26 protein-coding genes are annotated in these 26,995 nt (G+C 45.2%); 4 read left to right on the top strand and 22 right to left on the bottom strand.

Annotated elements, in window-relative coordinates:
- Positions 1–455: 455 nt before the first annotated feature.
- The 3 genes from AC6I1H_RS10185 to AC6I1H_RS10175 all read right to left on the bottom strand — a co-directional run bounded on the left by AC6I1H_RS10185 (position 456) and on the right by AC6I1H_RS10175 (position 4,525).
- Positions 456–1,889 carry a transposase family protein gene (locus AC6I1H_RS10185; protein WP_497737486.1) on the bottom strand — a complete coding sequence of 478 codons (1,434 nt, stop codon included), beginning with the start codon at positions 1,887–1,889 and terminating at the stop codon, positions 456–458.
- On the bottom strand, positions 1,886–2,779 hold the full coding sequence (locus tag AC6I1H_RS10180; RefSeq protein WP_497737485.1) for a Druantia anti-phage system protein DruA: 894 nt from the start codon (positions 2,777–2,779) through the stop codon (positions 1,886–1,888). The genes AC6I1H_RS10185 and AC6I1H_RS10180 overlap by 4 nt, the downstream gene beginning before the upstream one ends.
- 165 nt (positions 2,780–2,944) lie before the next feature.
- Positions 2,945–4,525 (bottom strand): N-acyl-D-amino-acid deacylase family protein, encoded by a 1,581-nt coding sequence (locus tag AC6I1H_RS10175; RefSeq protein WP_497737484.1) that lies wholly within the window; start codon positions 4,523–4,525, stop codon positions 2,945–2,947.
- A 29-nt stretch (positions 4,526–4,554) separates the two neighbouring features.
- Here AC6I1H_RS10175 and AC6I1H_RS10170 point away from each other — a divergent pair, with 29 nt between their 5' ends.
- Positions 4,555–4,896, top strand: a complete 342-nt coding sequence (locus AC6I1H_RS10170) for a serine hydrolase (protein ID WP_497737483.1) — start codon at positions 4,555–4,557, stop codon at positions 4,894–4,896.
- Here AC6I1H_RS10170 and rsmI read toward each other — a convergent pair.
- The 4 genes from rsmI to AC6I1H_RS10150 form a co-directional block, all read right to left on the bottom strand.
- Positions 4,893–5,801 (bottom strand): 16S rRNA (cytidine(1402)-2'-O)-methyltransferase, encoded by a 909-nt coding sequence (gene rsmI / locus AC6I1H_RS10165; RefSeq protein WP_497737482.1) that lies wholly within the window; start codon positions 5,799–5,801, stop codon positions 4,893–4,895. The genes AC6I1H_RS10170 and rsmI overlap by 4 nt on opposite strands.
- 288 nt (positions 5,802–6,089) lie before the next feature.
- A complete protein-coding gene (locus tag AC6I1H_RS10160; protein WP_497737481.1) occupies positions 6,090–6,371 on the bottom strand; it encodes a DUF5316 family protein in 282 nt (93 codons plus the stop codon).
- 370 nt (positions 6,372–6,741) lie between these two features.
- Complete coding sequence (locus AC6I1H_RS10155; RefSeq protein ID WP_497737480.1) at positions 6,742–6,912, bottom strand: hypothetical protein; 171 nt, start codon at positions 6,910–6,912, stop codon at positions 6,742–6,744.
- A 390-nt stretch (positions 6,913–7,302) separates the two neighbouring features.
- Positions 7,303–8,994: an IS1634 family transposase gene (locus AC6I1H_RS10150; RefSeq protein ID WP_497737479.1), complete on the bottom strand. Its 1,692-nt coding sequence runs from the start codon at positions 8,992–8,994 to the stop codon at positions 7,303–7,305.
- A 194-nt stretch (positions 8,995–9,188) separates the two neighbouring features.
- On the opposite strand from AC6I1H_RS10150, the gene AC6I1H_RS10145 reads away from it, so the two are divergent.
- The 3 genes from AC6I1H_RS10145 to AC6I1H_RS10135 all read left to right on the top strand — a co-directional run bounded on the left by AC6I1H_RS10145 (position 9,189) and on the right by AC6I1H_RS10135 (position 12,356).
- Complete coding sequence (locus tag AC6I1H_RS10145; protein WP_497737478.1) at positions 9,189–11,129, top strand: oxidoreductase; 1,941 nt, start codon at positions 9,189–9,191, stop codon at positions 11,127–11,129.
- Between the two features lie 73 nt (positions 11,130–11,202).
- Positions 11,203–12,015, top strand: coding sequence for an acetoacetate decarboxylase family protein (locus tag AC6I1H_RS10140; RefSeq protein ID WP_497737477.1), 813 nt, complete (start codon positions 11,203–11,205; stop codon positions 12,013–12,015).
- Entirely contained in the window at positions 12,012–12,356 is a 345-nt protein-coding gene (locus AC6I1H_RS10135; protein ID WP_497737476.1) for an SDR family NAD(P)-dependent oxidoreductase, read from the top strand. The genes AC6I1H_RS10140 and AC6I1H_RS10135 overlap by 4 nt, the downstream gene beginning before the upstream one ends.
- Before the next feature lie 43 nt (positions 12,357–12,399).
- Here AC6I1H_RS10135 and AC6I1H_RS10130 read toward each other — a convergent pair whose 3' ends face one another.
- From AC6I1H_RS10130 to tmk, 15 genes are all read right to left on the bottom strand, one after another.
- Positions 12,400–13,158, bottom strand: a complete 759-nt coding sequence (locus AC6I1H_RS10130; RefSeq protein WP_497737475.1) for a tRNA1(Val) (adenine(37)-N6)-methyltransferase — start codon at positions 13,156–13,158, stop codon at positions 12,400–12,402.
- A gap of 93 nt (positions 13,159–13,251) precedes the next feature.
- On the bottom strand, positions 13,252–14,355 hold the full coding sequence (locus AC6I1H_RS10125; protein WP_497737474.1) for a M56 family metallopeptidase: 1,104 nt from the start codon (positions 14,353–14,355) through the stop codon (positions 13,252–13,254).
- Positions 14,342–14,467: a hypothetical protein gene (locus tag AC6I1H_RS10120; RefSeq protein WP_497737473.1), complete on the bottom strand. Its 126-nt coding sequence runs from the start codon at positions 14,465–14,467 to the stop codon at positions 14,342–14,344. The genes AC6I1H_RS10125 and AC6I1H_RS10120 overlap by 14 nt, the downstream gene beginning before the upstream one ends.
- Positions 14,464–14,838 (bottom strand): BlaI/MecI/CopY family transcriptional regulator, encoded by a 375-nt coding sequence (locus tag AC6I1H_RS10115; RefSeq protein ID WP_497737472.1) that lies wholly within the window; start codon positions 14,836–14,838, stop codon positions 14,464–14,466. Before AC6I1H_RS10115 ends, AC6I1H_RS10120 begins: the two co-directional genes overlap by 4 nt.
- A 225-nt stretch (positions 14,839–15,063) precedes the next feature.
- Positions 15,064–16,503 carry a sodium:solute symporter family protein gene (locus AC6I1H_RS10110; RefSeq protein ID WP_497737471.1) on the bottom strand — a complete coding sequence of 480 codons (1,440 nt, stop codon included), beginning with the start codon at positions 16,501–16,503 and terminating at the stop codon, positions 15,064–15,066.
- A 255-nt stretch (positions 16,504–16,758) separates the two neighbouring features.
- The gene (gene dapA, locus AC6I1H_RS10105) at positions 16,759–17,637 is read right to left on the bottom strand and encodes a 4-hydroxy-tetrahydrodipicolinate synthase (RefSeq protein ID WP_497737470.1); all 879 of its coding nucleotides are present in this window, start codon (positions 17,635–17,637) and stop codon (positions 16,759–16,761) included.
- Positions 17,616–18,809 (bottom strand): NAD(P)/FAD-dependent oxidoreductase, encoded by a 1,194-nt coding sequence (locus AC6I1H_RS10100; protein ID WP_497737469.1) that lies wholly within the window; start codon positions 18,807–18,809, stop codon positions 17,616–17,618. The genes dapA and AC6I1H_RS10100 overlap by 22 nt, the downstream gene beginning before the upstream one ends.
- Positions 18,810–19,082: 273 nt before the next feature.
- Positions 19,083–20,780 (bottom strand): sigma-54 interaction domain-containing protein, encoded by a 1,698-nt coding sequence (locus AC6I1H_RS10095; RefSeq protein WP_497737468.1) that lies wholly within the window; start codon positions 20,778–20,780, stop codon positions 19,083–19,085.
- Between the two features lie 171 nt (positions 20,781–20,951).
- Positions 20,952–22,826: an NHL repeat-containing protein gene (locus AC6I1H_RS10090; RefSeq protein WP_497737467.1), complete on the bottom strand. Its 1,875-nt coding sequence runs from the start codon at positions 22,824–22,826 to the stop codon at positions 20,952–20,954.
- A 304-nt stretch (positions 22,827–23,130) separates the two neighbouring features.
- A complete protein-coding gene (locus AC6I1H_RS10085; protein WP_497737466.1) occupies positions 23,131–23,826 on the bottom strand; it encodes a zinc metallopeptidase in 696 nt (231 codons plus the stop codon).
- Between the two features lie 25 nt (positions 23,827–23,851).
- A complete protein-coding gene (locus AC6I1H_RS10080) occupies positions 23,852–24,658 on the bottom strand; it encodes a PSP1 domain-containing protein (protein ID WP_497737465.1) in 807 nt (268 codons plus the stop codon).
- On the bottom strand, positions 24,659–25,492 hold the full coding sequence (locus AC6I1H_RS10075; RefSeq protein ID WP_497737464.1) for a DNA polymerase III subunit: 834 nt from the start codon (positions 25,490–25,492) through the stop codon (positions 24,659–24,661).
- 9 nt (positions 25,493–25,501) lie between these two features.
- Positions 25,502–25,936 carry a YaaR family protein gene (locus AC6I1H_RS10070; RefSeq protein WP_497737463.1) on the bottom strand — a complete coding sequence of 145 codons (435 nt, stop codon included), beginning with the start codon at positions 25,934–25,936 and terminating at the stop codon, positions 25,502–25,504.
- Complete coding sequence (gene darA, locus AC6I1H_RS10065) at positions 25,933–26,256, bottom strand: cyclic di-AMP receptor DarA (RefSeq protein WP_497737462.1); 324 nt, start codon at positions 26,254–26,256, stop codon at positions 25,933–25,935. Before darA ends, AC6I1H_RS10070 begins: the two co-directional genes overlap by 4 nt.
- A 114-nt stretch (positions 26,257–26,370) precedes the next feature.
- Positions 26,371–26,982 carry a dTMP kinase gene (tmk, locus tag AC6I1H_RS10060; protein ID WP_497737461.1) on the bottom strand — a complete coding sequence of 204 codons (612 nt, stop codon included), beginning with the start codon at positions 26,980–26,982 and terminating at the stop codon, positions 26,371–26,373.
- Positions 26,983–26,995 lie beyond the last annotated feature (13 nt).

Raw genomic sequence — 26,995 nt, 5'->3', positions numbered from 1 at the left:
GTTATACCCTCCCCTTTTTAACGGCGGGGAAACCCGTTCAGGCTCATCGCCAGAAGCTCCGGGGCGGGTTCGGAATGCCGTTTGCGCGGGAAACCTCTCAGCCGGTGAGTCTCCCTCTCTTTTCGCCGTGGCAGTTCTTACTCTTCCCCATCAAAGCTTTTCACATAAAATATTTTATATTGTTTAATATTATATCACCATATTTTAAAATGTCAACAAAACATTGCCTTTTTCAGAGCTGAAGCACGAAAATTATTTTTCATGAATTCTACCCTAAATAGTTCATTTTTTTAGACTATGAAGGTTGAAATTCCACCATAAGTCCGCATCCATTATCAAATGAAGTATAAATTGCCTCCCGAATCCAGTAGCACAATAGAAATACAGGCATGCCAAAAAAGCCGGAACTACCGACCTGGATTGAACTTTTGTATTTTCAGCGGTTATATGTTTTTTTATGCTACAAGCTCCAATTTCCACATAAATTTCTTTTCTCTTGCTTCTTTAATCCGATTCTTATCCAGCACAGAACCTTCACATGCAAGCGTCAGATATTTGATAAAACCCCGTATCCCAAGTTCTTTAACTTTGTCTGCAAGTAATTCGCTGTTTAGTGCCAGTACATTTAAAAAGTGGCCTATCTTCATCAGATAATGGAAGCCTTTCATTGCATTCCATGAGTATGAAAAACAGTGCTCATATTCATACCCCTGATGTTTTTCAACTAATATGTTGTTTTCAATCTTCCACCTGTACCGGCCTATTTTGGTACATCTGAAAAACACGTTCTTATGATTGATTTGATGCGATGATAACCAGGCATACCGTGTGTGTTTTTCTTCTTTTTCTCCTGAAGTTCTTGAGTGGTCTTCTTCCCAGGTTTCATAGCAGATGACTACATTGAGGATTTCCTTCTTTTTCACTTTTTCCGCCATATATTCATATTCAATCCCATTGGCCCATGAATAGACCTGCTTACGGTTTCCCCAATGACATCTTATGCGGTCTTCAGGGTTTATTTTCATCAATGCCAGGGCTTCTTTCCAGACTGTAGGCATGCTGTCTTCTTTTAATACTATCATATAGTCCCAGCCGTACTTCCTGCATGTTGTGATAACGGGGCCACAGGCATAAAGACCATCAGCAATTATTGACAGTTTTGTTTTACGGAATATTTTTTTCAATTTCTCCGCCATGCGGTAAAAGCCTTTGCGTTCACAGTCCTGTTTGCTTTCTTCTTTATTGTTCTCGTTATTTTCTATGAATTCGCTCATCACTGGCAGTGTAATTCCATCGCAGTCGCGGAAAAATTTTTGCGTGCCGTCGATAGCAATCAAGAAGCGTTTTTTATGCATGAAGTTCCTAAACTTTTTGTTTCGTATCAGGTCTTTTAGTAATCCAATCATACACTCTAGAATTTGTGATGCTTCAAGTTTTTCTAAAAGCCTGGCCAGAGTGTCTGCATGGGGTATGGTCTCAAGTTCGGGAAACATTGCTTTGAGATTGTCAAAGGACACCGGTCGGCTTATCGTCTGGTTGGCTTTGCGTCTGGAGCCAATTTGATACATGGATATTAATATGCCGTAGATTATTAATACTTTCATTTTATGTTTAATCTTGCCGGGTTTTCTCGGGTCTTGTATACGGGAAAGCTTGGGCAGTAAATCCGACAGCATCCGGTAGTAGACCGTCACTGTCTTTTCAACCGTTTCCTGCCTGTCTTTTAATTCTTCTTCCGATGTTGTAAAAGGGCTTAATCGGTTGGGTATGGCCGGTTTTTTCTTTTTTTCTTCATATGTTACTCGTGTTATGGTGCCATTTTTGATTTGCTCTTCAATCTTGGCCTCTCTTGTTTTTCTTTCTTGGATTTTCTTTTCTCTATGACTCATTGGGGCGCCACCACCTTATACGGCTTTTCCCCTTTGAGGCATTCTTTAAAGTCGGCCTGCAAGGGATATACGAATATTGCTTTTTTTGATAGTGTGCCTTCTTTCCCGGTGCGGCCAGATCCTTTTGTCTTGCCAAGATATATCCAGTTTGATGCCTTATACGATATCCCTTGATATTTCTCGGTGTCTACAAATGTCTCCAGTAATACCGGCGCATAGCAATATTCCCTAAGAAAGTCTTCTTGGATTTGCTTTGCCGCCAAAGATAAAGCCTTGCTCGCCAGATTCTTGATGTGTACCCAGGGAAAGATTAGAAACCGGCTGTTGTTTATGATTAGGTGAAGTCTGACCTTTTTGTCTTCTTTTGTCCACCCGATCCATTTGTCACGTTCTTTCAAAGCCCAGGCAGCGGCTGAAAACTGCATGCATCCAAGTTCTGTATCACCTGACTTTACAAAGTATTGGAGCCTGGAGCCAAATACTTGTTTGTCTTTCAGGATATGATACTGGTTTATGTATGCACGCCAGCGTTTTAAGTCCTCGCCGGGTTTTGCAATCACAAGCCTGACTGGCTCATAATCACCAATATTTCCTTTTAGCTCTCTTGTGTCAAACTCAAATTCTTTCCTTCGTACTCGGCATTTATTTTGTTTTTTGGTGTCTACCGGCGGTAATTGTATAATTCCTTCCGCCTCAAGTTTTTCTAAAAAAGCTGCACATTGGATCATTTTTGCATTTCCGGCTGGAGTGGTCCAGCCCAGCAGTTCGCAAACGGTGGCTGCAAATTCATATCTGGGCAGGTTTGGATATGTTTTTCTTGCCCATTTTATTATTTCGATATCTTCAGGTGCAAATGCCCTGCCGGAAAATACCCTGATTGTATTGTCCATGACTTGGATACCTACCTTTCCAAGTCTACTATACAATATCAGGTTTGTGTTTGTCCAGCCCCGTTTTGCGAAACTATTTTTTTATTACGCCCTGTAGCTTTTTATTTCTCTGGCTCTCAAATTCATGCTTCATCTCTGTGCCTTTTTGCGCTGTCATTTTTGTTTTTACCTTCTCAATGCTTTCCCAGGGCGTTCGCCGGTATGATCGCCATTTCTGATGACCGTGATACCATTCACGATGACATATTTTATACCGTCGGGGTAAGAATGGGGATTTTCATAAGTGGCGGTGTCTCTTATATTTTCAAAATCGAATATGGCAATGTCCGCTGCCATGCCCTTTTTTAAAAGTCCGCGATCGGAAAGGCCCATGCGGCAGGCCGGAAGGTACGTCATCTTTTTTACCGCATCTTCCAGGGAAATTGCTTTAAATTCCCGGCAGTACCGGGATATCACTCTTGGGAAGGTGCCGTAATTCCTGGGATGGGGATGTCCCTTCCCTAGCACTCCGTAGGGCGCCAGGGCGCTTCCGTCGGAGCCTATCATGGATAGGCGGTGGGACAAGACCATCTTTACGTCTTCCTCATCCATGGCAAAACGTATCATGCCCACCTCCCCCTTTTCCTCCAGAATGAGGTCAAGGGCTGCATCAAGGGGGTCTTTTTCCAGTTCCCGGCCTATGTCGGCAAGGCTTGAACCCTGGTATTTCCTGTTCTCTTCGCTGCCCACATAGGATATATGTATATTTTCATAGCCGCTCAATGCCATCTGCACCGGATGAGTCTCTTCCTTGATTTTTTCGCGAAGGGTTTTATCCCGAATCCTTCCTAGAAGCTTTTGCATGCCGCCTTCATGGGCCCAGTCGGGGATGATGGAGGAAAGGCCTGTGGAAGTTGCCGTATAGGGATATACGTCGCAGGTCACATCGATGCCCTCCGCCCGGGCTTCCTCCATCATCTTCAGGGTCTTTTCCACCCTGCCGAAATAGCTCCTACCGCAGGCCTTGTGGTGGGAAATCTCCACCGGGACACCCGCCTTTCTGCCTATTTCTATGGCTTCAGCTACGGCTTCCTCCAGTTTTTCTCCCTCGTCCCTCATATGGGTGGTATATATGCCGCCCTCTTCGGCCATCACTTTGGAAATCTCTATAAGCTCCCCGGTGTCGGCAAAACAGCCCGGGGGATATATGAGCCCTGTGCTCATGCCGAAGGCTCCCTGCCGCAGAGCTTCCCGCAGGAGGTCTTTCATCCGGCATAGCTCCGCCTTTGTCGCAGGCCTGCGCTCGTATCCCATCACCGTTTTTCGCAGCGTGCCGTGGCCTACCAGCGTGGCATAATTTATGCTGGGCTTTGCCCTGTCCATCTTTGAAAGGTATTCGTCCACGGTATGCCAGTTGGGTGTGATGTCATAATGTCCATCTATATATTCCTTCTGCTGGTCGTAGGCCATGCCGAAAACTGGTGCCGCCGAGTCTCCGCAGTTTCCCACCAGTTCAGTGGTAACCCCCTGGCGCACCTTGCTCTCGCACCGGAAATTCACCATGGGCTCCAGATCCGAATGGGAATGAATGTCTATAAACCCTGGCGAAACCACCAGCCACTTTGCATCAATAACTTCCCGGGCTTCGGCTCCTTCCAGTTTCCCTACGGCGGCTATTTTCCCGTCCTTTACAGCAATATCCGCATAAAACCAGGGACTCCCGGTGCCATCTACGATTTTACCGTTTTTGATAATGATATCGAACATTTTATCCTCCCCCCCATAATATTAACCAGATGCTGTATCTTTACGAACTAGCGGCCGAGGGAAAAGTGGATTTGAATACCACCCTGACTTATACTCAGAAGTATTACACTCAGGTCACGGGCATCCTCCAGGGTAAACCCTTTGGAGGCAGTTACACCCTCAGGGAACTTTCGTGCCTTTGCATTGAATACAGCGACAATGTAGCCTGGAACTTGAGCGACAAGTTCCACGATGTAGGCATTGTTTTCGGGAAACGGCCGTATATCATTGCCGTATTCACTATGAATGGATGGGAAGCGGCATCGCTGGAGACTCTTGCTGACATCTCCCAAATGGTTTATGATTTCCAGCAAAACATTGATAATGATTAGCGAAACAGTATATCGTAAGCCTCGTTTCTGGAAATGCCTGCCTCGTCAGCGGCATTTCTCAGGGATTCGTTCCTGGAATATCCCATGGAAGCATAATACTCGAATCTCTCTTTCAAGGACCTTCTAACATCATCCATATCATGCTCGGCTCCAGCCGGGCTTTGTTTTTGCTTTTCCTCAGGGTGCGGAGCCTCGCCCGCCAAAACTGCGGATTTCGCTTTTTCACAGGGCTTTTTGCCTTCCATAACCAGCACCAGCTCTCCCCGGGGCGGGATTTGCGCAAACTGCTCTAGAGCCTGCTTGACAGTGCCTCGAAAGAATTCCTCATGGATTTTCGTCATCTCCCGGGCTACAACAATATTGCGGTCCCCCAGGGCCTGCTGCAGGTCTTCCAGAGTCTTTATCAGCCGATGGGGAGCTTCATAAAGCACCATGGTGCGGGATTCTGCCGCAAGCTCCCTGAGCCTTTCAGCCCTCTCCTTCTTTTTCCTAGGCAAAAATCCTTCAAAAACAAACCTGTCGGTGGAAAGGCCCGAGGCCACCAGGGCGCAAATCGCGGCTACTGCACCGGGAAGGGGTACCACAGAAATCCCGGCATCCACCGCCATCCTCACCAGGTCCTCTCCCGGGTCCGATATGCCCGGCGTGCCCGCATCGGTGACCAGGGCGATGCTTTTTCCTTGCTGAAGCATAGAAATTATCTCCGGTCCCTTTTTTTGCTTGTTATGCTCATGGTAGCTTACGAGAGGTGTCTTGATATTATAATGGTTCAGCAGCTTACGAGTAATTCTGGTGTCCTCGGCAGCAATAAAATCCACTTCTTTTAAAATCCGGAGCGCCCTCAATGTAATATCCTCAAGATTGCCTATGGGCGTGGGGCAGAGGTATAATATGCCTTTTTCCATCAAAACAATTCCCCTAGCTATCAAATTTTGTTGCTGTTCAGCATCATTTGCCGGTGCGTGGTTTTTAACTTGCTCTAATTTATTGATGAATTTAATAAATAGAGAAATTCTGGAGATTTGTATAGCTCAAGGCTGGCTTGGAGATAGGTTTTCTTATGGCCTTAATTAATTCTAATTTATTCAGCGAAGATGTGTCAAGGGCGCGAGCAGTTGAACGACTGTCCCTCTTGTCATATTAATGCCTTTTGAACATTGACTTGATTGATCGGCTGCTCAAAGAACTATGTTTTATGCATAAAAATATGTCAATAAAAAACCTATAATGCCCGGTATGCTGAATGTAAAAATATTGCCCGACCAATCAAGTCTGGTCCTTCTCTCCTCAGCATTCTCCACTGCTGTCCTTCGATAAATATTTTCACTCATAAAGCCTGAAATAATACCGCTAATGATTAAACTTCCGAAGCCAATCGCACCAGAAGCTTTCATAAAAAAGCCTCTATCTTTCATAATAAGAGAAATAATTCCAATAATACATTCTACAACCATCCCGTAAAAGAAACTTTTCATTTTTATCCACCTCCGCTCTTTTTCTATAACTACAAAGCTAATTTGGCTTTTCACAATGTTTTTATATTATTTCAAGTTTGCCCTTATCGCCGGTATTTATTTTTCGATGGTTTACATAGATATTGTTTGAAAGGGTATTTTGATCGTTAAAAGTCGATTTTCATGATTGAAATATTATGCTTCATGTTTGCCACCAATCCCCAGTCTCTGTCTTTGTATGGCTTCTAGTTTTTTATATTCTCCGTTTGCTTTTTATTTCCTGCCGGCATTTTGCCAACTGGCGTATTTTGCACGCTAACTGGCGTATTTAGGGGGTTGAATGGCGGACTTGCATATGTAAACAACAAAATATTTATTGTATTTTTAGGGGCTAAATTATCGCGCCGTCCCGCAGCCTGATGCGCCTTTTGGCGTGAGCCATGACTTCCTGGTCGTGAGTGGCCACGACCACCGCCAAACCTTGCCGGTTTAGTTCGTCCAAAAGCTCCATTATGCTATCCCGTGTAGCAGTGTCCAGGTTCCCGGTGAGTTCGTCGGCCAAGAGCACCTTTGGGTTGCGTATCAAAGCCCGGGCGATGGCAACTCTCTGCTCTGTTCACCGCCGGACAATTCTCCTGGCTGATGTGTTGCCCTATTTGAAAGACCCACCCACTCAAGCCTGACCCCTCTTTCTCAAATTAGACCGGCAAGTGGCCCGTTTTTTGATTGACATTAACACCAATACATATATGAAGTGACGTTTTATACGATAGTTAACTCTTTTTTTAGTCCGTCTTAGGTGACATTTTCGTAAAGTATTGGCAGCGGGAGTGCAATAAAGTGTAAAACACCACCAATTCTTTATTCCTCTAAAATCTGTATTTAGTAACCCACATTTCGCACCCTTCCATATAATGGACCAACAATTTTTACCAGGTTGAAATAGAGCTACTTATTCAAGGAGATAATGCGGATATTCCCTAATGGAAGTATAAATATCCGGCGTTAAACCGATTAGGGAAAGTATCTTTTCCAAAGGCTCCTCATTAGGAATCTCGGGAAGAGCCCGGCATTCCTTGTCACCTTCAACATAGCCTATGGTCTGTATAGGCTTTAATAACTCAAGAATCCTATTGCCGGTTGGTTTTTCAGTCTTTACTTTGCCTGCTACGAAGATATATTCTCCCTGTTCTTCCAGAGCTTTTCTCATACGCCTTTGCAGTATCTGGTAGATGAAAAGAGCAAGAAAGAGCACATAACACAAAGCTTCTATTCGGCTTTCCTTCTTTAAATATATGGCATCAAGAAAGATGGGGCTCTTTAAAAATCTAAAGGATGTCTCTACGGTGGTTTGATTTTTATACTCTTTTAGAATATCATAAGGAGATTTATCCAGCCTGTTTGTAATAAGTACAAAACAGCTGGCCTGCTCTAAAGCTTTTTGCTTGGCATCGTTGTCGAGTTCTCCTAAAGTGCATTTTATCTGGTATACTGTCTTGGTTTGAGGTATATAATCCTTTGGGGGCCTGCCCTTACCTTCTCTTTTTACAGGTTTTGTTCTTTCAATTACTTGAAAGTCCAATGGGTAAAATTCATTATCATGATCTTTTTTGAAAAGCTCTATTTGCTTTTGAGCATCGGCTTTGCAGAAAAACTCTCTTGAGCTTAATTCTCGAGTTTCTTTTTTAAGTGTTTTGCATAGTTCATCCAGTTTTTTATCTATGCTTTTGGTCTTTCTTTTATCAAGTTTGGAGGAATGAACTACTACAAACTTGTATTTAATGTCATCAATTGTCCTGATAAATTCCTGAACTTTATACTCGGCGGCATTTTTTTGATTGGAGATTTTGCCTATAAAGGTCCAATCATTCTTTTTCCATGCAAGGTCAATGAGGTTTTTCTCCAGTTCAAAGGTGGCGGGAAATCTTGAAATAAAATACAGTTTTTTATGCATCTTTTTTAGGTTATCTTTTGTTATTAGAGCCGAATCTGCTACATAGATGAGGGATGTTAAGTCAATTTTATCAAGGTCTTTTGACAGGACATCGATAAATTCATTGTTCCATGTTTTATCATCTTTATTTCCATCTAGAGGCTGCCCTAATACCGGTATACCATCTTGATTTACACACAGGCCTATTTTTAGCTGTTTTAGATCCGGGCGGTGATCTTTGCTATGGCCACATACCAGCTTTATGAATGAATTTAGGTCATCGTCTTCTTGATTTTCATATTCACCGTAAACACTTACAGATGTGGTATCTGAGTGAAGATGTGTAATGGTTATATCCTCGCTGCTTAATGCTTGCAGAATAATGGATGATATTATTTTCTTGGGGTTTGATTCTGCAAGTTTATCTAATGCTCTTGCAAGGCAGTCATCGTTTAAATCTTGCAAAAGGACTCCTTTACCAAAGAGGTTGGCAAGATCCTGGTATAGGTAAAATCTGCTGACTAAATAAAGGGGTGTTCTTGTTGCAAGGATGTTTATGACCAGAGCTTTTATTCTTATCCCCGGGGATAATTTGCACTGGGAAGCATCCCAGGGTAAGAGTTTATCCAGGTTTTTGCCTATATTTAGTTGCTCCCATATGGCGGAGATAACTGGTGCTGGGCCTGCGTTGAATATTTTCATTTTGTTCATCATAACATCACCAGTTATCATAATACAACAATTCTGAAAAAAGTACAAGTCCAATTTTTACCAATTTGGCTTTTTTTGAAAAATTTTTTGAGATGTTCATTAAAAAATGTTAATTTGTTTTTTGAAGGGGTGCGGAATATGTGATGTAAATTTACTTTTTTCAATTATATAATAATTTCGGAGGTGTTGGACATATGAAATATAAAAATCTCTTTTCAAAAGGAAAAATAGGCAAGCTCGAGATTAAAAACAGAATCGTTATGTCCGCTATGGGAACATTTCTTGCTGCATCAACCGGAGAAGCATCTGATGAAATAATTAGGTACTATGAAGAAAGAGCAAAAGGTGGGTGCGGCCTTATCATCACCGAAATAACAAGAATCGATAACGAAACAGGTATCGGTATCCCCAATCAATTATGTGCAACAGACCTGAAGTATATACCAAGACTTGAGAAGCTCGCAAGAGCAGTACATAGATATGATACAAAGATATTTCTTCAACTACATCATCCGGGAAGACAAACTCATGCAAACATGATTGAAGGGAGGCAGATTGTTGCGCCAAGCCCTGTCATGTCATCCGCTGTAGAAGAAGTCCCAAGGGAACTTTCAACTGCCGAAGTGGAAAGGCTTGTACAAAAATTTGTTTTTGGAGCTTATATCGCTAAAAAAGCCGGTATTGACGGTGTGGAAATTCATGGTGCACACGGATATCTTGTCGGCCAGTTTATGAGTCCGCTCACAAACCTCAGAACCGATAAATACGGCGGAAATTTTACAAACAGAATGAGATTCGTCACAGAAATAGTTACCGGGATAAGACAGACATGCGGTCCTGATTTTCCAATATCCGTTAGAATAGATGGAGACGAATTTGTTCCCGGAGGATTTAATCTTGACGAAGCCGTTAAGGCAGCAAAATATCTTGAAAGCATAGGTGTCGATGCAATAAATGTAAGCGCAGGCACTTATGAATCCGTTAATACCATTATAGAGCCCATATCATATCCTCAGGGGTGGAAAAAGCATCTTGCTCAGGCTATCAAGGATGCGGTAAAAATTCCCGTAATTGCTTGTGATGTCATACGAAAACCGGACTTTGCCGAAAGCCTTATTAAGGAAAAAAATGTAGATTTTGTTGCATTGGGCAGAGCGCTTCTTGCAGACCCCGAATGGGCCAAAAAAGCGGCAGAAGGAAGGGAAATGGAAATCAGACCATGCATTTCCTGCCTGTACTGCATACAGGAACTCATGGAATTAAAAACAACAAAATGCGCGGTAAATGCAAGAATGGGCAGAGAACTTGAATTTTGCGGCTTAAAGAAAAATGGCAATGGTAGAATCGTTGCCGTAATAGGAGCAGGACCTGCCGGAATGGAGGCCGCAAGAGTTTTGGCGCAGAGAGGATTCAGGCCTGTTTTGTTTGAAAAAAAGGGGGTGTTGGGGGGTAGTTTATACCTTGGAAGCAAGCCCCCCTTGAAAGATAAATTAAATTGGTTGATTGACAACCTTACTTATCAGTTAAAGCAGCTTGAAGTAGATATAAGACTTAATACAGAACCCTCGATGCAGGATTTGTTAAATCTAAAACCATATGCCGTATTTGTTGCTATCGGGGCCTCCCCCATAATCCCAAAAATTCCGGGCATTGACAATAAAAATGTATGCACAGTATTTGACATACTGAATGAAACTATAGTTTTAAAAAATAAAAATGTTATTGTTGTAGGGTCCGGAATGACGGGTCTTGAAACGGCTGAATATCTTGCCGCCCGTAAAAATAAAGTTACAGTTGTGGAAATGCAGCATAAAATAGGTCCTGATGCTTATCTTCCAAATCTTATTGATATAACGTCCAGACTTAAAAAATATAATGTTGAAATGCTTCCTTCAATGAAGCTCATTGAAATACGAAACAATGAAATAGTTCTTGAAAATATGCTTGATAGTTCGACTTTAACCAAAAAAACAGATGCCGTAGTCTTATCCCTCGGAGTCAAACAAAACCTTGCTTTAATCGAAGAAATTGAAAAAATTTTCCCCATAGTAAAAGTGCTTGGAGATGCTAATAAACCGGGAAGAATAGCACAAGCAATCCATACAGGGTTTGAAACTGCTTATTTTCTAGAATAAGAAAAGAAATCATTTAGGCTTTTTCGCAAATATTTGGTCAATTATAAATAAAAAATCAAGGGAGGTAACATCAATGGGAAGTTTTGTGAAAAATTTAAACGTCATCATGAAGTACGGCAGTAAACCCACGACGTTTTACAATGCCGAGATGCTGACAGTTTACTGGGAAACAGAGCATGAAATCATCGCACGTATATTACCCAGTCCTTTAAAACCGGCCAAAAAACCTTTGGTCAGCGCTTTCGTCGCCAATTACCCCAGAACTAATTTCTGCCCTCCTTACAGTGAAGCCGGCCTATTCATACTGGCGGAATATAATGGGGAACTAGGAAACTACTGTCTGTCCATGCCTATAACTGATGACATGGGCATGGCGCTGGGCAGGGAAATTTGCGGGTTTCCAAAAAAGATGGCAAAGATTAGACTCAGAAACAACGGGGATACAGTCGAGGGAATTGTGAGTCGCCACGGTATAGACTTTTTTAATGTAAAAGCGAGGCTTACAGGAAAATTCAACGAAGAAGAATTGAAAAATATACTGGCAGAATATTATGGCAAGAGCATTCCAATATTCAATATTAAATATTCTAAGGCAATAGACGGCAGTGGATTTGACTTAAAACCCATTCTTGTAAAACAAACCATGACCAATGACACCCATTCCGTTAAAATTGGAGAAGCCGAAATCTGTATGCAGGATTCCCCGCACGATCCATGGGCTGAATTGGAAGTGGCGAGAACGTTAGGCGCTGTTTATACAGTGAGCACCAACGTGTTATTAAGAGGCACGGTTTTATCGGAAGTGGACCCGATGTCATTTTTGCCATATTCATATTTAAGATGGGACTGGTGGGAAGATATGAATCAGGAGGAGATATTCGTATGAATAATTTATTTGATTTAACCGGTAAAGTTGCTGTTGTCACCGGGGCTTCGAGCGGAATAGGCGTTCAAATCGCCAAAGCTTTTGCAGAATACGGTGCGGATTTGGCTATACTGGCACGGAGATATGAAAGACTGGAATCTTTAGCAAGTGAAGTTGCCGCAATGGGGAGAAAAGTATTTCCCGTAAAATGCGATGTAACAAAAGAAGAGGATGTAAAGGCAGCTGTACAAGCCATTATCGATAAATTTGGCAAGATAGATATATTAATGAACAACGCCGGAGTCGCCTCGCAATGTTCTTTGGACGAATTGGAAGAAGCTGAAGATGTAATTGCCCACTGATTCACCTTTTCGCCAAGCTCCCGCAGGTCTTCCAGAGTATCCGTCAGCCGATAGTACCGAAGTAAATCCTATTTATTTCATCCGTATAGCTTCCATCATCATTATATACCACCAGCGGAGGCAGAATGCGTAGGCCGGGGCCGCCACCCTTTTGCGCCATCAGCAAAAAAAGGTTAGGGCCTTCGTATGCTTTCGGCTGGATATATCTCATCAACTTAGGCTCCAGGGAATTCTTCCTGAGTTCGAATATGGCATCCGCCATGCGCCAGGTCCTGTATACCATATAAAATCTCCCCTTAAAACTGAGAAGCGCCGCAGCGCTGCCTATCACATCCGACAATGTGGCTGCCACTTCGTGGCGGGCAAGGGCTATATCCTTTTTGGGGCTTATTTTTCCATCGTACGTCTTCATATACGGCGGGTTCGTCACCACCACGGTAAAGCTTTCCCGCCCAAAAATCTGCGGCGCTTCTTTAAGGTCGCCGCAAATTATCTTCACCCTATCCACAAGATTGTTCATTCCCACGCTGCGCATTGCCCTTTCGGCCGCTTCTTCCACTATCTCGATGCCCACGATCTCGCGGGCCTCCGTTTTTGCCGAAAGCAGTATGGGTATTACCCCGCTGCCTGTACCCAGGTCGATTATACGGTCTTTTTTGCCCGCCCTCACGAAATTGGAAAGCAGCACCGCATCTATGGCAAAGCAGTAGGAATTCTTATCCTGTATTATTTTCAAACCTTTGCACAAAAGGTCGTCCACACGCTCGGTGGGAGATTTAAGATAACCTTCAATGTTTGTCATATTTAGCCACCATAAACCTGATATTAAATCTTATTCTGAATAAGTTTTTATAGGGAATAGGAAATTTTTGTATCAGACTTTATGATTCATTTTTCAAACAGTATTCTGCTGGTTTATTTTAAAACCGGTAATAAACCAATCTTTTCCGGATCTTTCAACCGCAAGGGTTATTCCGGTCCTCCATTCCTCATTGGGGACGCTGGTTATTTCCACAATGTCACCATCCACAATGTATTTATTACTGTTAATTTTTTCTATATCTTTTATTTCGATTCTATCCGGCCAGGGGCTGGAAGTATACCTGCCAGGGGCCTGCGACGGGTCTTTTATCCATTCGGCAAGCAGGGACGGTGCCACATATGCGCTGAAGTTTTCTTTTATTTGCTCTCGACATGATTCTTCAGGATCAAGTATATATACATTCTTCAGATTCCTTCCGAAATATTCTACTGTTTTAATGACTCCCGAATTATCACTAAGTCTGAAACTTTTAGCAATTTTTATAATTTGGTTTTCGTCTAAGTATTTAGAGTCGGCGTAAATATCGTAAGCAATTTTATCTTCCTCAAAAATCAGATACAAATGGTTTTCATTTTTGACGGATGTATCATTTGATGCCGCCGGCTGGCTCATATCGAGATTTACGAGAACTGCTTTTGTAATTAATCCCTTGATTTCTTCCTGTCTTTTTACTTCCGAGTGGTTTGGCAAAAAAAGCGGTTGACCCGGTTCATAGCCTACTATTTGTATTCCACCTACAGTGACATTATTTTTTTCAAATTCAAGTTCACTGAATGATATTATTTTACTCCCGGTTGTAAAATTAAAAATTGTATTTTTTTGAGTAATTAAACCTGGAGTATCGGTTTTTACTTTAAGACTAGCGGGGAGCTGCACGGTATAACTTCCTATCTGTATGGAAGTATTGGTCATGGGGTTTGTTAATAATACAAAACTAAGTATTGCAACAGATATAAGTCCGGTTATTATGAATAACCGTCGGTTGGTTTTAAACAAATCAGTCATTTTTATCATTTTTAGCCTCCTTTCAATATTTTCTGCATCATCCATCATACCCATTAGCTTTAAAGATAATTTTGGGGAACTGAAGCTTTCCAGAACGGAAATAAGCGTTTTCCCATATTTTTTTCGTTCTGAGCTTTCTAGCAAAATCAAAACCATCTCATCTGCTGCCATTTCCATATCCTGCCGGATTATTTAACTTTTTAGCTATTTCAAAAACCTCAGCATTTATGTTTGCAGTTTTATTCACCGCAGTATTATTAAAAATCTTTCCTTCCATTATCATGACTCATCCTCCAAAATTTTTTTAAGGTTTTCGATTTCCTGTTTAGACAATTTTTGTTCCTTGATAAAACTGGCTATCATCAGGCTTAAAGAGCCGTCAAAGACTTTTTGCAGAAAAGATTCGCTGGCGTGAGTCCTGAACTCGCTTTCATTAATAATGGGTGAATATAAAAAGGCTTTGTTTGTTTTTCTTGCCGCTTTTACAGCACCTTTGTCTACCAATCGGCTGATAAGAGTATGCACGGTTTTAGGGTTCCATTTTTTAATTTTTGACAATCTGTCAACAATCTGTGAACTTGTGGCGCAATTAAGTTCCCATAGCACTTTCATTACCTCAAATTCAGCCTCGGATATTTGCGGAAATGTTTTCATATGATCAACACCTCCATGGATTACAATTGTAAGTTTATTTTTATATTACAATTGTAATCTATTTTTGTCAATACCAGCCATCCATCAATCCCTGTTTCTTTAAGCGCGGATACTTCAAAAATAAATTAAATAAGCCGGAGGAAATCTCTCCTCCGGCTTGCTTTTTTGCGCCAAATTTTTTGATGCAATACTGCATCCCTCTTCGTGGTATTCTTATTTTAAGTGCTAAGCTGCTTTATTACTTGGGGATACCGGCTCCGACACATCGGGAGTTATCAACGAAACCACGATGGTCACTACAGCTGAAATAACCACGCCCCACAGTATGCCATATTTTGACAGTGATACGACAGAACCCACTATTATGCCCAGGCGCGCGCCCCAGGGAGTTATGCGGCTATTCTTGGTGCCCATTGTAAAGGGTTCGCCGGTTTTCTTCCACAGAAGACCCACCAGAAGCACCGGCACGATGCCGCCGCCGGCCATGGTGTACGCCTTAGAGAAAAGGCCGATGATGCTCGAAGCGTAAATGGCTGCCAGGGTGGAGAAAATACCCACAATTATAGTCAATACCTTGGCATAATTCACCAGTTCCTTATCGGTCTCGTTGGGGGCAAAAGGCCTGATGAGGTCATTTACAAGGATTATGGAAGCCGAGTTCAGGTTGGAGTCTGCGCTGGACATGGCAGCGGCCAGAATCAGTGTAAAAACTACGGCCAGCACCCACGTGGGAGTATAGTTCATCATGAGCCAGGGCATGGCCTGATTGGGATTTGCCAGATTGGGATTCAACACTTTTGTCACAAGGCCCACCATGGCTGTCATGCTCACAAAAATAACAGCTGCAATGCCGCTGACCAGCATGCCATTTCGAGCGGTGCCCGAATCCTTGGCTGCAAAGCACCTCTGCCAGTAAATCTGGGCTGCCAGGATGCCGAAACATCCTGTTACAAAATTCTTGAGTATAACCGCAAAGGGCACGTTGCTGAGGGTTCCCAGGTTTGCAGCACCCACCTCTGCCAGTTTCTGCTGCAGAACACTTATAGAGAAATTCACCGGCGCAAAGGCGAATCCGTAGAAAATAAAGGCAAATACCACCACGATGATGCCCTGCAACAGGTCCGTCCAGACCACCGAATATATGCCGCCCAGGAAGGTGTATATGATAAACACCGCATTGAAGAGCATTATAATGGGAATCGGATTGGCACCGGTGAAGGTGGCAAAAATGTCGCCCAACCCCTTGCCCTGGCCTCCTACCCAGGCTATCATAATACTGGCGGTAAGGACGCCCACAATAGCTCTTGTGGCTTTATCCCTCACCAGCAGATCATCCATCATCTCGGAGAGGGTATTGTAGGTGAATCTGCCAGCAAGGCCTGCAAATATGAGGGCGAAAATAATCTTGGAGCCCTGTTCCCCGAAAACGAAAGGTATGTCGACGAGACCTATCTTGTAGCCCTGGGCAGCATGGCCTATGAAGTTTCCTGCCCCCATGATGGTGGCGATGTCCGTGAAAAGAATGAGGTATAAAGGCAGCGTTCCACCGGCTATGGCGTAGTTGGAAAAACTCTGGCTAGCAGAGTCCTGAACTTTGAAGGAAATCCATAGAAAAATGCCGCAGAAGACAATAGTGATAATCCAGACAATTGCCGTAAGACTCATGAATTTACCTCCTTTTTGTAATATTCATGAAAATTAACTGAACTTACATTTATAAACTTTTGTACGTCCCTCCTTTCATGGCATGATTATTGTTAAAAGCACCCGGGATAACCCCCTGTACTCTACATGTATTGCCACACTACTAATCCCTACGATAACCACCGGCGAAATTTTCGCCTGGTTATAGTAAAAATGATTATCCCGGGCCGCTTTAATTTTAGTTTACAGGCTAAAACCTGCAGTAATATATGAATTCTATTGTATTAGCCCTCGGGCTTTCAAAATACCTTCCAGCACCTTTTTGGTCTTTTCATCTGCCGGGGTGAGCGGCGGACGGAAACCTCCCACTTTTATTCCCATCATGTTGAGGGCTTCCTTGACGGGGATGGGATTTGTTATGACAAAGAGTGCCTTGAAAAGATCGAACAGCTTCAAATGGATGTCTTCGGCCTTTTTATGGTTCCCCCTTTCAAAGGCCTCAATCATTTCCTTTATATCACTGCCCACTATATGGGACGCCACACTGATGACGCCCTTCGCCCCCAGAGCGAGCATAGGGAGGGTAAGACTGTCGTCGCCGCTGTAGACGGTAAGGTCCGGAGCCAGAACCCTGGTTTTGCTGGTCTTGTCTAGATTGCCTCCCGCATCCTTTACCGCCGCTATGTTTTTCACTTCCGAAAGCCTGGCCAGGGTTTCCGGTTCTATGGTCACGGCGGTCCTGCCGGGCACGTTGTATAAAATCACCGGTATATCCACCGATTCGGCTATCATCCTGAAATGCTGGTAAAGACCTTCCTGGGTGGGTTTGTTGTAATAGGGCGACACCAGCAGCAGACCGTCCACGCCGATTTTTTCCGCCTTTTGCGAAAGTTCTATGCTGTGCCGGGTAGAATTGGAACCGGTGCCGGCAATGACCTTTGCCCTGGTACCTGCAATATTTTTTGCTGCTTTGAAGAGTTCTAGTTTTTCCTCATCGGAAAGAGTAGGTGATTCTCCGGTAGTGCCGGTGACGAGCAGCGTATCGGTGCCGGTTTTAATAAGGTGCTCTATGAGATTTTCAAAAGCCGCAAAATCCAACGCCTGATTTTCATCAAACGGCGTTACCATAGCAGTTATGACTTTCCCGAAATCCATACATCTTCCTCCTTAAATCTCGAAAGAGATAGTCTATTCATGTCGATATTTACAGACGTACGGCCATCGGCTATGATTTCCGAGATTATTCTGCCGGTTATGGCCGAAAGGGCTATGCCGTCTCCCTCATGGCCCGCAGCCATTATAAAACCCTTGAGGTTTTCAACCTCTCCCAGTATGGGGAGACCGTCGGGCGTATAGGGCCGAAGTCCGGCAAAGCTGCGTATTATGCTGATATCCTTCAAGGCCGGCACCAGGCTGACAGCATGTTTTAATATGGCCCGGAGGGCCCTGTGGGTGGTTCTCCTGTCATAACCCACGAACTCCCTGGTGCCCCCAATGAGCAGGTTGCCGTTTTCGGTCTGTCCCAGTGAAAGCCCGATGCCCAGCCTGGCATTTTCATCATTGCCCAGGAGCTCAGGTTTGAACTTGGCGGTTATATACCTGGCACAGTTCACATCTCCATGGATGAGAGGGGGTACCGGTTCAGTCACTATTATCTGTCCCCTCCTCGGGATAATAGGGATATCGATCCCTACCATCCTGCCTATGACCGGTGCATAAACACCGCAGGCATTTACCACAAATCTGGTGAGTATTTCCTCCCCGGTGGTCAAAACCGAGCTGACCCTGCCTTTTTCCACCTTTATACCCCTGACTTCCGTAGAAAGCAATGGTTTTGCCCCGTATTTTTTGGCCCCGCGGAAAAACCCAAGAGTCAGGTTAATGGGGTTCACTTCACCGTCCATGGGGCTGTATGTGGAACCCACGATATCCTGTGCAAAGGCCGGCTGCCGCTGGAGGGCCTGTTCCCGGCCAAGAAGTTCCACCTTAAGACCCACTTTTTTCTGTCTTTCCACAAACTCCTGCATGACCTGCCACTGTTCTTGAGTTTTTATGACTATCATGCCGCCGTTATTCTTAAACTCTATATCAGTATCAAGGTCTCTCTGAAGTTGGGGGAACAGCTTGACGCTTTCAAGGGCCATCTCCAGGTGCAGCCCCGGGTTTTTGGACTGCAGAAGAACGGCCTTATCACATGCTCCGGAGGTTCCCGAAGCTATATCGTCCCTTTCGACGATGGTCACGTCAATTCCCCTTTTTGCGAGATGGTAAGCTATGGAACAGCCTATGACCCCTCCTCCGATCACCACTACATCGCTCGATTTCATCGAAATTGCTCCTCTCTTTGGCTCAAAAAAGCTGCCTTTGATACAGAAATTAATTACAAAATCCTCATATCATGTTGTAAGTATTCTTTGCAAATACGATGCCAAAAAGACGGACAGTATTTTCAATCCGGGATAAAGACCCTGAAATCCGAAATTTCTAGTTTTTATAATTATTGCTGAGCCATACCAGCGGAATATTTAGAAAAATAAAGGCAGAAGGATTTCAAAAAATTAAAATTATGTTTCTAAAAATTATATATTTCTTCTGCAGGCTCATATTCGAATCTCATATTTTTTTAATTTATTATAAAGGGTTGCCAGGGATATTTTCAGGACTTCCGCTGCCTTCCGCTTGCCTTCCACGCTGGTGCCGTATTCCTCTAGAGCTCTTTTTATCATGCGTTTTTCCATTTCTTCCAGGGGCACGATGCCTCCTCTGGACTTTTCCCGGCCCTTGAACTGTTCGAAGTAGGGCATTAAAAGCTCTTCTGTGATCCATTCCCCGTCGGCCATCAAGATGGTCCTCTCCAGAATGTTTGCAAGCTCTCTCACGTTGCCCGGCCAGTTGTAGGACATCAGCATTTCTTTGGCTTTGTTGGTTATGCCTCTGACATTTTTGTAAAACTTGCGGTTGAAATAATTAATATATACTTCCGTAAGTGCCGGTATATCCTCCTTTCTTTCCCGCAGAGGGGGTATGTGAATGTTTATCACATTCAGCCGGAAGTAAAGGTCTTCCCGAAAGCGGCCGCGGCGGATGAGGTCCACCAGGTCCCGGTTGGTGGCGGAAATAATCCTTACGTCGATTTTTATGGGGTGTGTGCCGCCGATGCGCTCGATTTCCTTCCCCTGGATGACCCGCAGGAGCTTCGCCTGCAGCACCGGGCTCATGTCCCCGATTTCATCGAGAAATATACTGCCACCGGAAGCCAGTTCAAACTTCCCCAGTTTAAGCTTTCCGGCTCCGGTGAAGGCTCCGGCCTCATAACCGAAAAGCTCGCTTTCCAGAAGATTTTCGGGTATGGCGGCGCAATTCACTTTGATGAAAGGTTTGCCCTTTCTGGGACTTGCGGCGTGTATCGCATTGGCGAAGATTTCTTTGCCGGTTCCGCTTTCTCCCGTAATCAATATGGTGGTGTCCTCCCGGGCGGCTTTCTGTGCCAGATTTATAATATTCTTCATCTTCTGGCTCTGACACACAATATCTTCAAATCTGCCCTGACCCTCGCTCAATTTTTTGATCTCGTCTTTTAGGCCGTTTATGACAGAGTTGGAACGCTTGAGTTCCTCGGTCAACCGGATGATCTCGGTAATGTCCTGAAACACCACCATGGCTCCCACCATTTCTCCATTTACAATAATGGGAGACGCATTGGAAATCACCTCGGCATTGGACCCCACCGCCCTGTTTCTCTTGCCCAGACAGGGCTTGCCGGTTCTCAGCACCTCCACCAGGGCGCCGTCGGGGGATACGTCGAAAACGTTGGCGCCTATGCGCTGTTCCGGGGAAATTCCGGTTATCCTTGTATATCCGCGGTTTACATATTTTATGACGCCGTTGCGATCCACCATCTGAATGCCTTCCTGGGCGGAATTCAGAATTACCGAAAGCTGTTCTTTTATCTCCTTTATTTCCAGCAGCTCTTTCCTTTCCCTGATAATGCTAAGCATGATATTTACAGCCCTGGACTCCACCAGTGTGGTACTTTCCGGGATCATGCTCCGGAGCTCTTTTACCAGGCCGCGGTCTCCGGTCACTTCGAAAACCACATCCATCGGGCATTCCCTCAAAAGGTCTTCGGCGCTGTCAAAACACCGTATCCCCCTTTGCGCGGCAATTTTTATCCCCGCAGCACTCTTATCAATATCCGCCACCCCCACCACCTGAATATTGTCAAAATCCCTGAGGGTATCCAGCAGTTCGCTGCCGCCCCTGCCCGCACCGATAATGCCGACTTTTAATTTTTGCATACGCCCCTCCGAAAAAAGAATATTAAATATAAGATATTCTATATGATTTTAATTATTCCTTCTTTACATAAAAAAAGATAACTGTTTGATATATCTTTTCCATTAGCACGGTGGTTTTAAATTAACAAATAAGCATATTTAAAAGAGGAGGTTTTATGCCTCCTCTTAAATCTATCTGACATCCAGCCGCACCACTCTGTGGTTGCCCGAGTCCGCCACCCAGAGGAACCCGTCCCTGTCCAGAGCCATATCTCTGGGATAATATAATCCGTTTTCTCCAGTGCCGAAACCGCCTATGGATTTTATGAAATTCCCTCTGCTGTCAAAAACTTCTATGCGATGAGCGGCCGTGTCGGATACGTATATCCTGCCGCTTTGCCCGTCCACCGCGATGCCATCGGGGCCCTGCATTTCCCCCTCGCCGCTTTCCAGGAAAAATTCACCGTCGCCCGTTCCCGGTTTTCCGAATTCAAGGAGTTTTTTCCCTCCGGCTGAAAACTTGACAACTTTAGCCTGTTCCGGAAGCAAAACATAAATATTGCCGTCGCCGTCAGAAGCTACCGAGCCCGGAGAGCTTGCCTCGAAGCCGCCTTCATATTTGCCGTTGACGGATATCTTCTGAATGCGATCGTTGTAAGTGTCGCTTATCAATATCCCGCCACCGGCATCGGCAGTGATGCCTGCGGGCCCCTGTTCCTGGCCGTAATTATCGTAAACCCCGAAATCTCCGGGATTGTCTCCCCTGCCTCCAAAGCTTGTAATGAAATTGCCCTTCCTGTCAAACACCGATATAATGTCAAGGTCAAGCAAGTAAAGATTATCTCTTACAAACACCGCATCCTTCGGGCCGAAATATTTTCCGCCGCTGTATCCCGGAACAATCTCGTTGAAAAACGTTCCTCTCGCATTAAACATCATTACCCTGTTGTTTAAATCATCGGAGGAATACGGGTCTCCCCCGATTATTACCACACGGTCATCATTGATAGCAATGTTATGAGGATAGATAAACCCTTCCGATATGTCCCCTTTAATGGAATATATTTCTTTTTCCCCCGACATCACCTTTACCTGATGCTGCCCCGGCACCGCTATGAGAATAGTATTTTCCCTTCCTCCTGCAATGCCTGTGAACCCCCATCCGTTCTGGGAAGATCCGGCAAGTTCCATAATCTTCAAGACCCCGCCATCGGAACCCATAAAAATAAGATTGCCGGATGAAGTGACGGTGAATATGCCTCCATCCGTTCCCACCGCCACATCCTGGGGGCTTTCCATATCCTGCAGCGGAAACGCCTTTAAAAATTTTCCGTCGGGGCTGAACTTTTGAATGCGGTTGTTAAGCGTATCGGCCACATAAATGTTGTCGTCTTTGTCCACACAAATACCGCTGGGGCCGTTGTAAAATTCCGATCCCGCAGCGCCGAACTGCCCTTCCTTCTCACCGCTTTCTCCGAACGAAAAAACCCGGCCTGACTGCGAAAATTTATATACCCTGTCAAAGCTTAAGACCAGCAGATTCCCTCCGGAATCCACATCCACGCTTCTCGGGTAAAAATCCTCCTGGGGCTGTATTTTCTCCATTTGCTTTTCACTGCTGTATTTAAATACCGCCCTAAGCCCCAGGTCCGCCACATACACATTGCCTTCGCCATCCACCGCCACATCCACAGGCTGGGATTCGGCCGCCTGCAGAGGAGCCATTTTCAGCCGGTATTTCCCCTGGTAGTCAAACACCTTCACAAGGCCGTCGGTGGAATATAAGTCCAGCACATATGTATTTCCGCCTTTATCCTGGCACACCGAAACAGGAAGCCCCAGGCTGTCATCCTTGATTCCCTGTATCACCATATTTGCGAAAGGCTCATGCGGCGTCAATCCAGGAGTTTCGGGATTTTCCTGTTGTGCCTGTGAATCCTCGGCCGGCTGCTCCTGAGGGGTATCGACCCCGTGTTGTATGGAATCAGCAGATTTTTTGTGAAAACATCCCGTTGCCAGCAGTATTATTATCAGAACAATAAGTGCAGCTTTTAAAAATACTTTCAACGATCTGTCCCGATAAGACCTCTTTTGAAGCTGTACAAAATCTTACCGGGCACTTCCCTCCTCTCTTTTCACGTTCCTTTTTTATCTCACGGTGTATTATACCACATCTGCATTAAAAATAGTTTTTAAAAATGAAAATATATTTTTTGTTCCTAATTATATAGACGAAGAAAAGGAGAAAAAGTTCCATATTTTTTTAAAAAATGGGGACATCCTGACCAGAAGTCCCCTTTGAAACAACATTGTCAATATATGAAGCTTAAGTTGAAATTAAATCCGCTTAAAAAGACTGCGAAGCACCATATTATCTGTCATCCCGGTAGATGCCTGCCAGGGCCAGCAGCCTCAAAAGTTGCATCACTGCCATGAGGGTGGCGGCCACATAGGTCAGAGCCGCTGCTCCCAGCACCCTGCGCACAGGGACGGCCTCATCCCTTCCTATAAAGCCCTGGCTTTCCAGCACTGCCACCGCCCTATTGCTGGCGTTGTATTCCACCGGCAGGGTTATGAATTGAAACAGTACGGCTGCGCTGAAAAGAAGTATCCCCAGGGTCATAAGGAACTCCCCCCTTAGAAACAGCCCCAGGAAAAACAGCGGAAACGCCAGCTGCGAGCCGAAGTTGGCCACCGGCACAATGGAGTTCCTCAGCGCCAGAGGGGCATATCCCACATCATGCTGGATGGCATGACCGCACTCGTGTGCCGCCACACCCTGGGCAGCAAGAGATCTCCCGTTGTACACGTCGGAGGACAACTTCAATACTTTCCTTCTGGGGTCATAATAATCCGAGAGCCTTCCTCCCTGCATTTCCACCGAAACGTCGTGGATGCCGCTGAGTCTCAGTATTTCCCTTGCCACCTCCGCGCCGGTAAGGCCGTTTCTGGCCGGCACCCGGAGGTATCTTTCAAAAGTCGAGCTTACTTTCGCCTGAGCATAAAACGCCACCACCAGAGCCGGCAGGAGCAGAATCATAGTCGGATCCCAGAAAAACGGGAACATTGCAATCCCTCCTTTTTAAGTTCAGTCAAGACTCTTTGACCGCCACTTCCTCCACAGGATATTCCTCCACTTCTTTGCTCTCATCCAGTTGGACTTTTACCGTGCCTTTGGGTTTGAACACAGCGACCACCACGCCTTCGCCTCCCGGAGCGATCACCCTTGCGCCTATATCCGGAAATTTCATTTCGACTTCATCATAAGAATCGCACTCGAATTTTAGGCAGCACATTAATCTTCCGCAGAGCCCGGATATCTTGACGGGGTTCAATGAGAGGTTCTGCTGTTTTGCCATTTTTATGGATACTGGGTCAAAGTCCCCGAGGAAAGTGTTGCAGCACGCAATCCTGCCGCACGGGCCTATGCCGCCCAGCATTTTGGCCTCATCTCTCACGCCTATCTGACGAAGTTCGATTCTGGTCCGGAATACCGAAGCCAGATCTTTCACCAGTTCCCTGAAATCCACCCGGCCGTCGGCGGTAAAGTAAAATATGAGTTTACTGTTATCAAAGGTGTATTCCACATCAATCAGCTTCATTTCAAGGCCGTGTTTTTCTATTTTTTTTAGCGCTATTTCTTCGGCCTCTCTGGCCTTTTTCCTGTTTTCCTCCACGCGGGCGTCATCTTCCGGCGTCGCTTTGCGGATAACGTCTTTTAATGGAGATATCAAATCTTCTTCCTTTACATCCTTAGGTTTTGTGACGACCTCACCGTATTCAATTCCCCGGCTGGTCTCCACGATGACCTTATCCGAGGGGGCCAGCTCCAGGCCGCCAGGATTGAAATAGTACACCTTGCCGGCTTTTTTGAATCTTACTCCGACTACTGTCACCATCTATACCACCTCCCGGAGTTCCAGGAAAATATTATACCATATCAAATTTTGATTGCCCCTTGATCTTGCGGCGCCGGTCTGATAAAAAATGCTTTCCAACGCCTTTACCGCCGATTTTGCGGTGATTTTTTCCGCACACTGCCCGATGATGTCGGCCAGGTCGCGGTTTATTAAATTGGCTCCGCTTTTAGTTTTTACCGCCAGAATATCCCTATACAGGCTTGCGAGAAAATCCAGCAATTTTTCGGAGTCCTCTCCGGACCCACTGATTTGACCGGCGCTCACACCCGGCTCCAATACGGGGTTTTTTATGGCATGAAGCACCATGTCGGCCATCATTTTCCGGGTATCGGGAGAAATGGATGTACCGGCCTGCCCGGAGCCGAAATCCAGGACCTGGCATCTTGATATAATGGTGGGAAGAAGCAGCTTGAGATTGTCGGTCAGCAGCACCACCGTGCTCTGCGTAGCAGGCTCTTCCAGAGTCTTCAGCAGGGCATTCTGAGCTTCGGGGGTCATCCTATGGGCTTCACGGACGACGCATATCCTTCTGGAAGCTTCCATGGGCATGCCGGCAAGAATTTGTATCAGGCTCCGCACCTGATCGATCTTAATAGAAGCCCCTTCAGCAGATATCTCCATGAAATCCGGGTGTGTGCCGCTCGATATCCTGCGACAATTTTTGCAGAAGCCGCAGGGAGCAAGCCCGGCGTTTTCACAGTCGACCGTTTGAGCGAGAAGTTTCGCCTTCCCGTATGCCGCTTCATCGGGACCTAGAAAGATATAGGCATGGGAAACTAATCCCGCCTTTATCGCATCAAGAAATTTTTCCAAAATACCACCTCATGCGTACAGATCCAACAAAAGTCCGCGGATTTCATCTGTCAGTGCCAGAATTTTTATGGAATCTTTATTTTCGGAAAGGAGGGTTTCAGCAAGAGCCAGCAGCTTCTGGTTGACGGTTTTTATGATAGTGAGCACTTTTGTCCTGCCGAAGCGGGAGGAAAGCCTCTCTTCTTTGCAGCTCAGCCCTTGTGCTATGCAGAGTTTCAGGAAATCGGCCACCTTGTCGCGGTATTTTTTCAAATCAGAAAGGCTCTTGCTTTTTGAGAGCCTCCGGCCCTGTTCCTGTATGGCCGCCAGCTCTCCATCCAGCCGCTCTCTCAAATGAATTTCGGTCATTGCCTGCAGGTGTTCTTCAAAAGACCGCGAAGAACCTCTTGTACCGGGCAAAACATCCCTGGGCAGGGTAAATTCTGAAGAAAGGCTTACCTTCATATTTTCTCAAACCTTTCAATGTTCAGCACAAATACGGCTGCCCCTCCCACTCTAACTTCAATGGGATTGGGTACATAGGTATCTACAGGCCCTCCGGGAAACGGCGTCACCACCTGCTTCCTGGGGCGGCATACTTTTTTAATGAGTTTTATAAGCGTTTCAACACGTTCCTCCTCCACCCCTATCATCAGAGTGGTATTCCCGCTCTTCAAAAATCCCCCGGTGCTGGCCAGCTTTGTAACTCCGAATTTGCTGTCGTTGAGCTCTTCTATCAGCCTGGCCGCATCGCTGTCCTGGACCACCGCCATAACCATTTTCATGCAAATCTTCTCCTTCCCAATTGCGGGTTGACGTTACTCAAAAACCTGCCTCCCGAATTGTTGTTCTGGATTTCAAAAGGTCTCAAATGGATATGCGCCGTTTAACCGGTTCGCTTATAAAATTTTTCGAATACCGGCGATTATTCTATTGAAAACTTCTTCAGGGCTTTCAGAAGCGTCCACCGTTATAATCCTTTCCGGGAACATGTCCCGAACTTTAAGGAAGCCTTCCCGCACTTTTTTGTGAAATTCCTTTGTCTCCTTTTCAAGACGGTCCTTTGCCCTTTCAAGCCTTGTAAGGGACAGTTCCGGGTCCACATCAAGAAGTATGGTAAGATCCGGCCAAAAATCCTCCATAAACCATCGGTTTATATCCAGTATCGCCTGGATACCCAGGCCCCTTGCCCATCCCTGATAGGCCAGGCTGGAATCCACAAAACGGTCGCACAGGACATGAGTCCCTTCCGACAGAGCCGGGGCTATGACCTTTTTTATGAGCTGAGCCCTGGATGCGGCATATATGAGGGCCTCAGCCTCGGGCACCGGGCTTTCGCCGTTTGAAGAAAGCAGCGCCTCTCTGAGTTTTTCCCCAAAAACGGTGCCGCCGGGTTCCCTGGTAACCAGCACGTTTTTGCCTGCTGATTTCAGGTATTGGGCGATTTTTTTAACTTGGGTGGTTTTTCCGGCGCCGTCGGGGCCTTCGATTGTTATGAATTTGCCTTTCATAAAATACCTCTTT

The organism is Biomaibacter sp. TOL (assembly GCF_059717795.1).
This window is presented reverse-complemented; position numbering and strand designations above follow the sequence as displayed.

Bases quoted from the DNA above. Each gene is read 5' to 3' on its own strand.
- AC6I1H_RS10070 (WP_497737463.1), bottom strand. From the start codon at position 25,936: ATGAAGGTAAGCCTTTCTTCAGAATTTACCCTGCCCAGGGATGTTTTG.
- AC6I1H_RS10185 (WP_497737486.1), bottom strand. From the start codon at position 1,889: ATGAGTCATAGAGAAAAGAAAATCCAAGAAAGAAAAACAAGAGAGGCC.
- AC6I1H_RS10125 (WP_497737474.1), bottom strand. From the start codon at position 14,355: ATGGCAGCAGATGAGATGGTTTTGATTTTGCTAGAAAGCTCAGAACGA.
- AC6I1H_RS10135 (WP_497737476.1), top strand. From the start codon at position 12,012: ATGAATAATTTATTTGATTTAACCGGTAAAGTTGCTGTTGTCACCGGG.
- AC6I1H_RS10140 (WP_497737477.1), top strand. From the start codon at position 11,203: ATGGGAAGTTTTGTGAAAAATTTAAACGTCATCATGAAGTACGGCAGT.
- AC6I1H_RS10115 (WP_497737472.1), bottom strand. From the start codon at position 14,838: ATGAAAACATTTCCGCAAATATCCGAGGCTGAATTTGAGGTAATGAAA.
- AC6I1H_RS10085 (WP_497737466.1), bottom strand. From the start codon at position 23,826: ATGTTCCCGTTTTTCTGGGATCCGACTATGATTCTGCTCCTGCCGGCT.
- AC6I1H_RS10150 (WP_497737479.1), bottom strand. From the start codon at position 8,994: ATGAACAAAATGAAAATATTCAACGCAGGCCCAGCACCAGTTATCTCC.
- AC6I1H_RS10130 (WP_497737475.1), bottom strand. From the start codon at position 13,158: ATGACAAACATTGAAGGTTATCTTAAATCTCCCACCGAGCGTGTGGAC.
- rsmI (WP_497737482.1), bottom strand. From the start codon at position 5,801: ATGGAAAAAGGCATATTATACCTCTGCCCCACGCCCATAGGCAATCTT.
- dapA (WP_497737470.1), bottom strand. From the start codon at position 17,637: ATGGATTTCGGGAAAGTCATAACTGCTATGGTAACGCCGTTTGATGAA.
- AC6I1H_RS10145 (WP_497737478.1), top strand. From the start codon at position 9,189: ATGAAATATAAAAATCTCTTTTCAAAAGGAAAAATAGGCAAGCTCGAG.
- darA (WP_497737462.1), bottom strand. From the start codon at position 26,256: ATGAAAATGGTTATGGCGGTGGTCCAGGACAGCGATGCGGCCAGGCTG.
- AC6I1H_RS10100 (WP_497737469.1), bottom strand. From the start codon at position 18,809: ATGAAATCGAGCGATGTAGTGGTGATCGGAGGAGGGGTCATAGGCTGT.
- AC6I1H_RS10160 (WP_497737481.1), bottom strand. From the start codon at position 6,371: ATGAAAAGTTTCTTTTACGGGATGGTTGTAGAATGTATTATTGGAATT.
- tmk (WP_497737461.1), bottom strand. From the start codon at position 26,982: ATGAAAGGCAAATTCATAACAATCGAAGGCCCCGACGGCGCCGGAAAA.
- AC6I1H_RS10120 (WP_497737473.1), bottom strand. From the start codon at position 14,467: ATGATAATGGAAGGAAAGATTTTTAATAATACTGCGGTGAATAAAACT.
- AC6I1H_RS10180 (WP_497737485.1), bottom strand. From the start codon at position 2,779: ATGGACAATACAATCAGGGTATTTTCCGGCAGGGCATTTGCACCTGAA.
- AC6I1H_RS10170 (WP_497737483.1), top strand. From the start codon at position 4,555: ATGCTGTATCTTTACGAACTAGCGGCCGAGGGAAAAGTGGATTTGAAT.
- AC6I1H_RS10080 (WP_497737465.1), bottom strand. From the start codon at position 24,658: ATGGTGACAGTAGTCGGAGTAAGATTCAAAAAAGCCGGCAAGGTGTAC.
- AC6I1H_RS10175 (WP_497737484.1), bottom strand. From the start codon at position 4,525: ATGTTCGATATCATTATCAAAAACGGTAAAATCGTAGATGGCACCGGG.
- AC6I1H_RS10095 (WP_497737468.1), bottom strand. From the start codon at position 20,780: ATGCAAAAATTAAAAGTCGGCATTATCGGTGCGGGCAGGGGCGGCAGC.
- AC6I1H_RS10110 (WP_497737471.1), bottom strand. From the start codon at position 16,503: ATGAGTCTTACGGCAATTGTCTGGATTATCACTATTGTCTTCTGCGGC.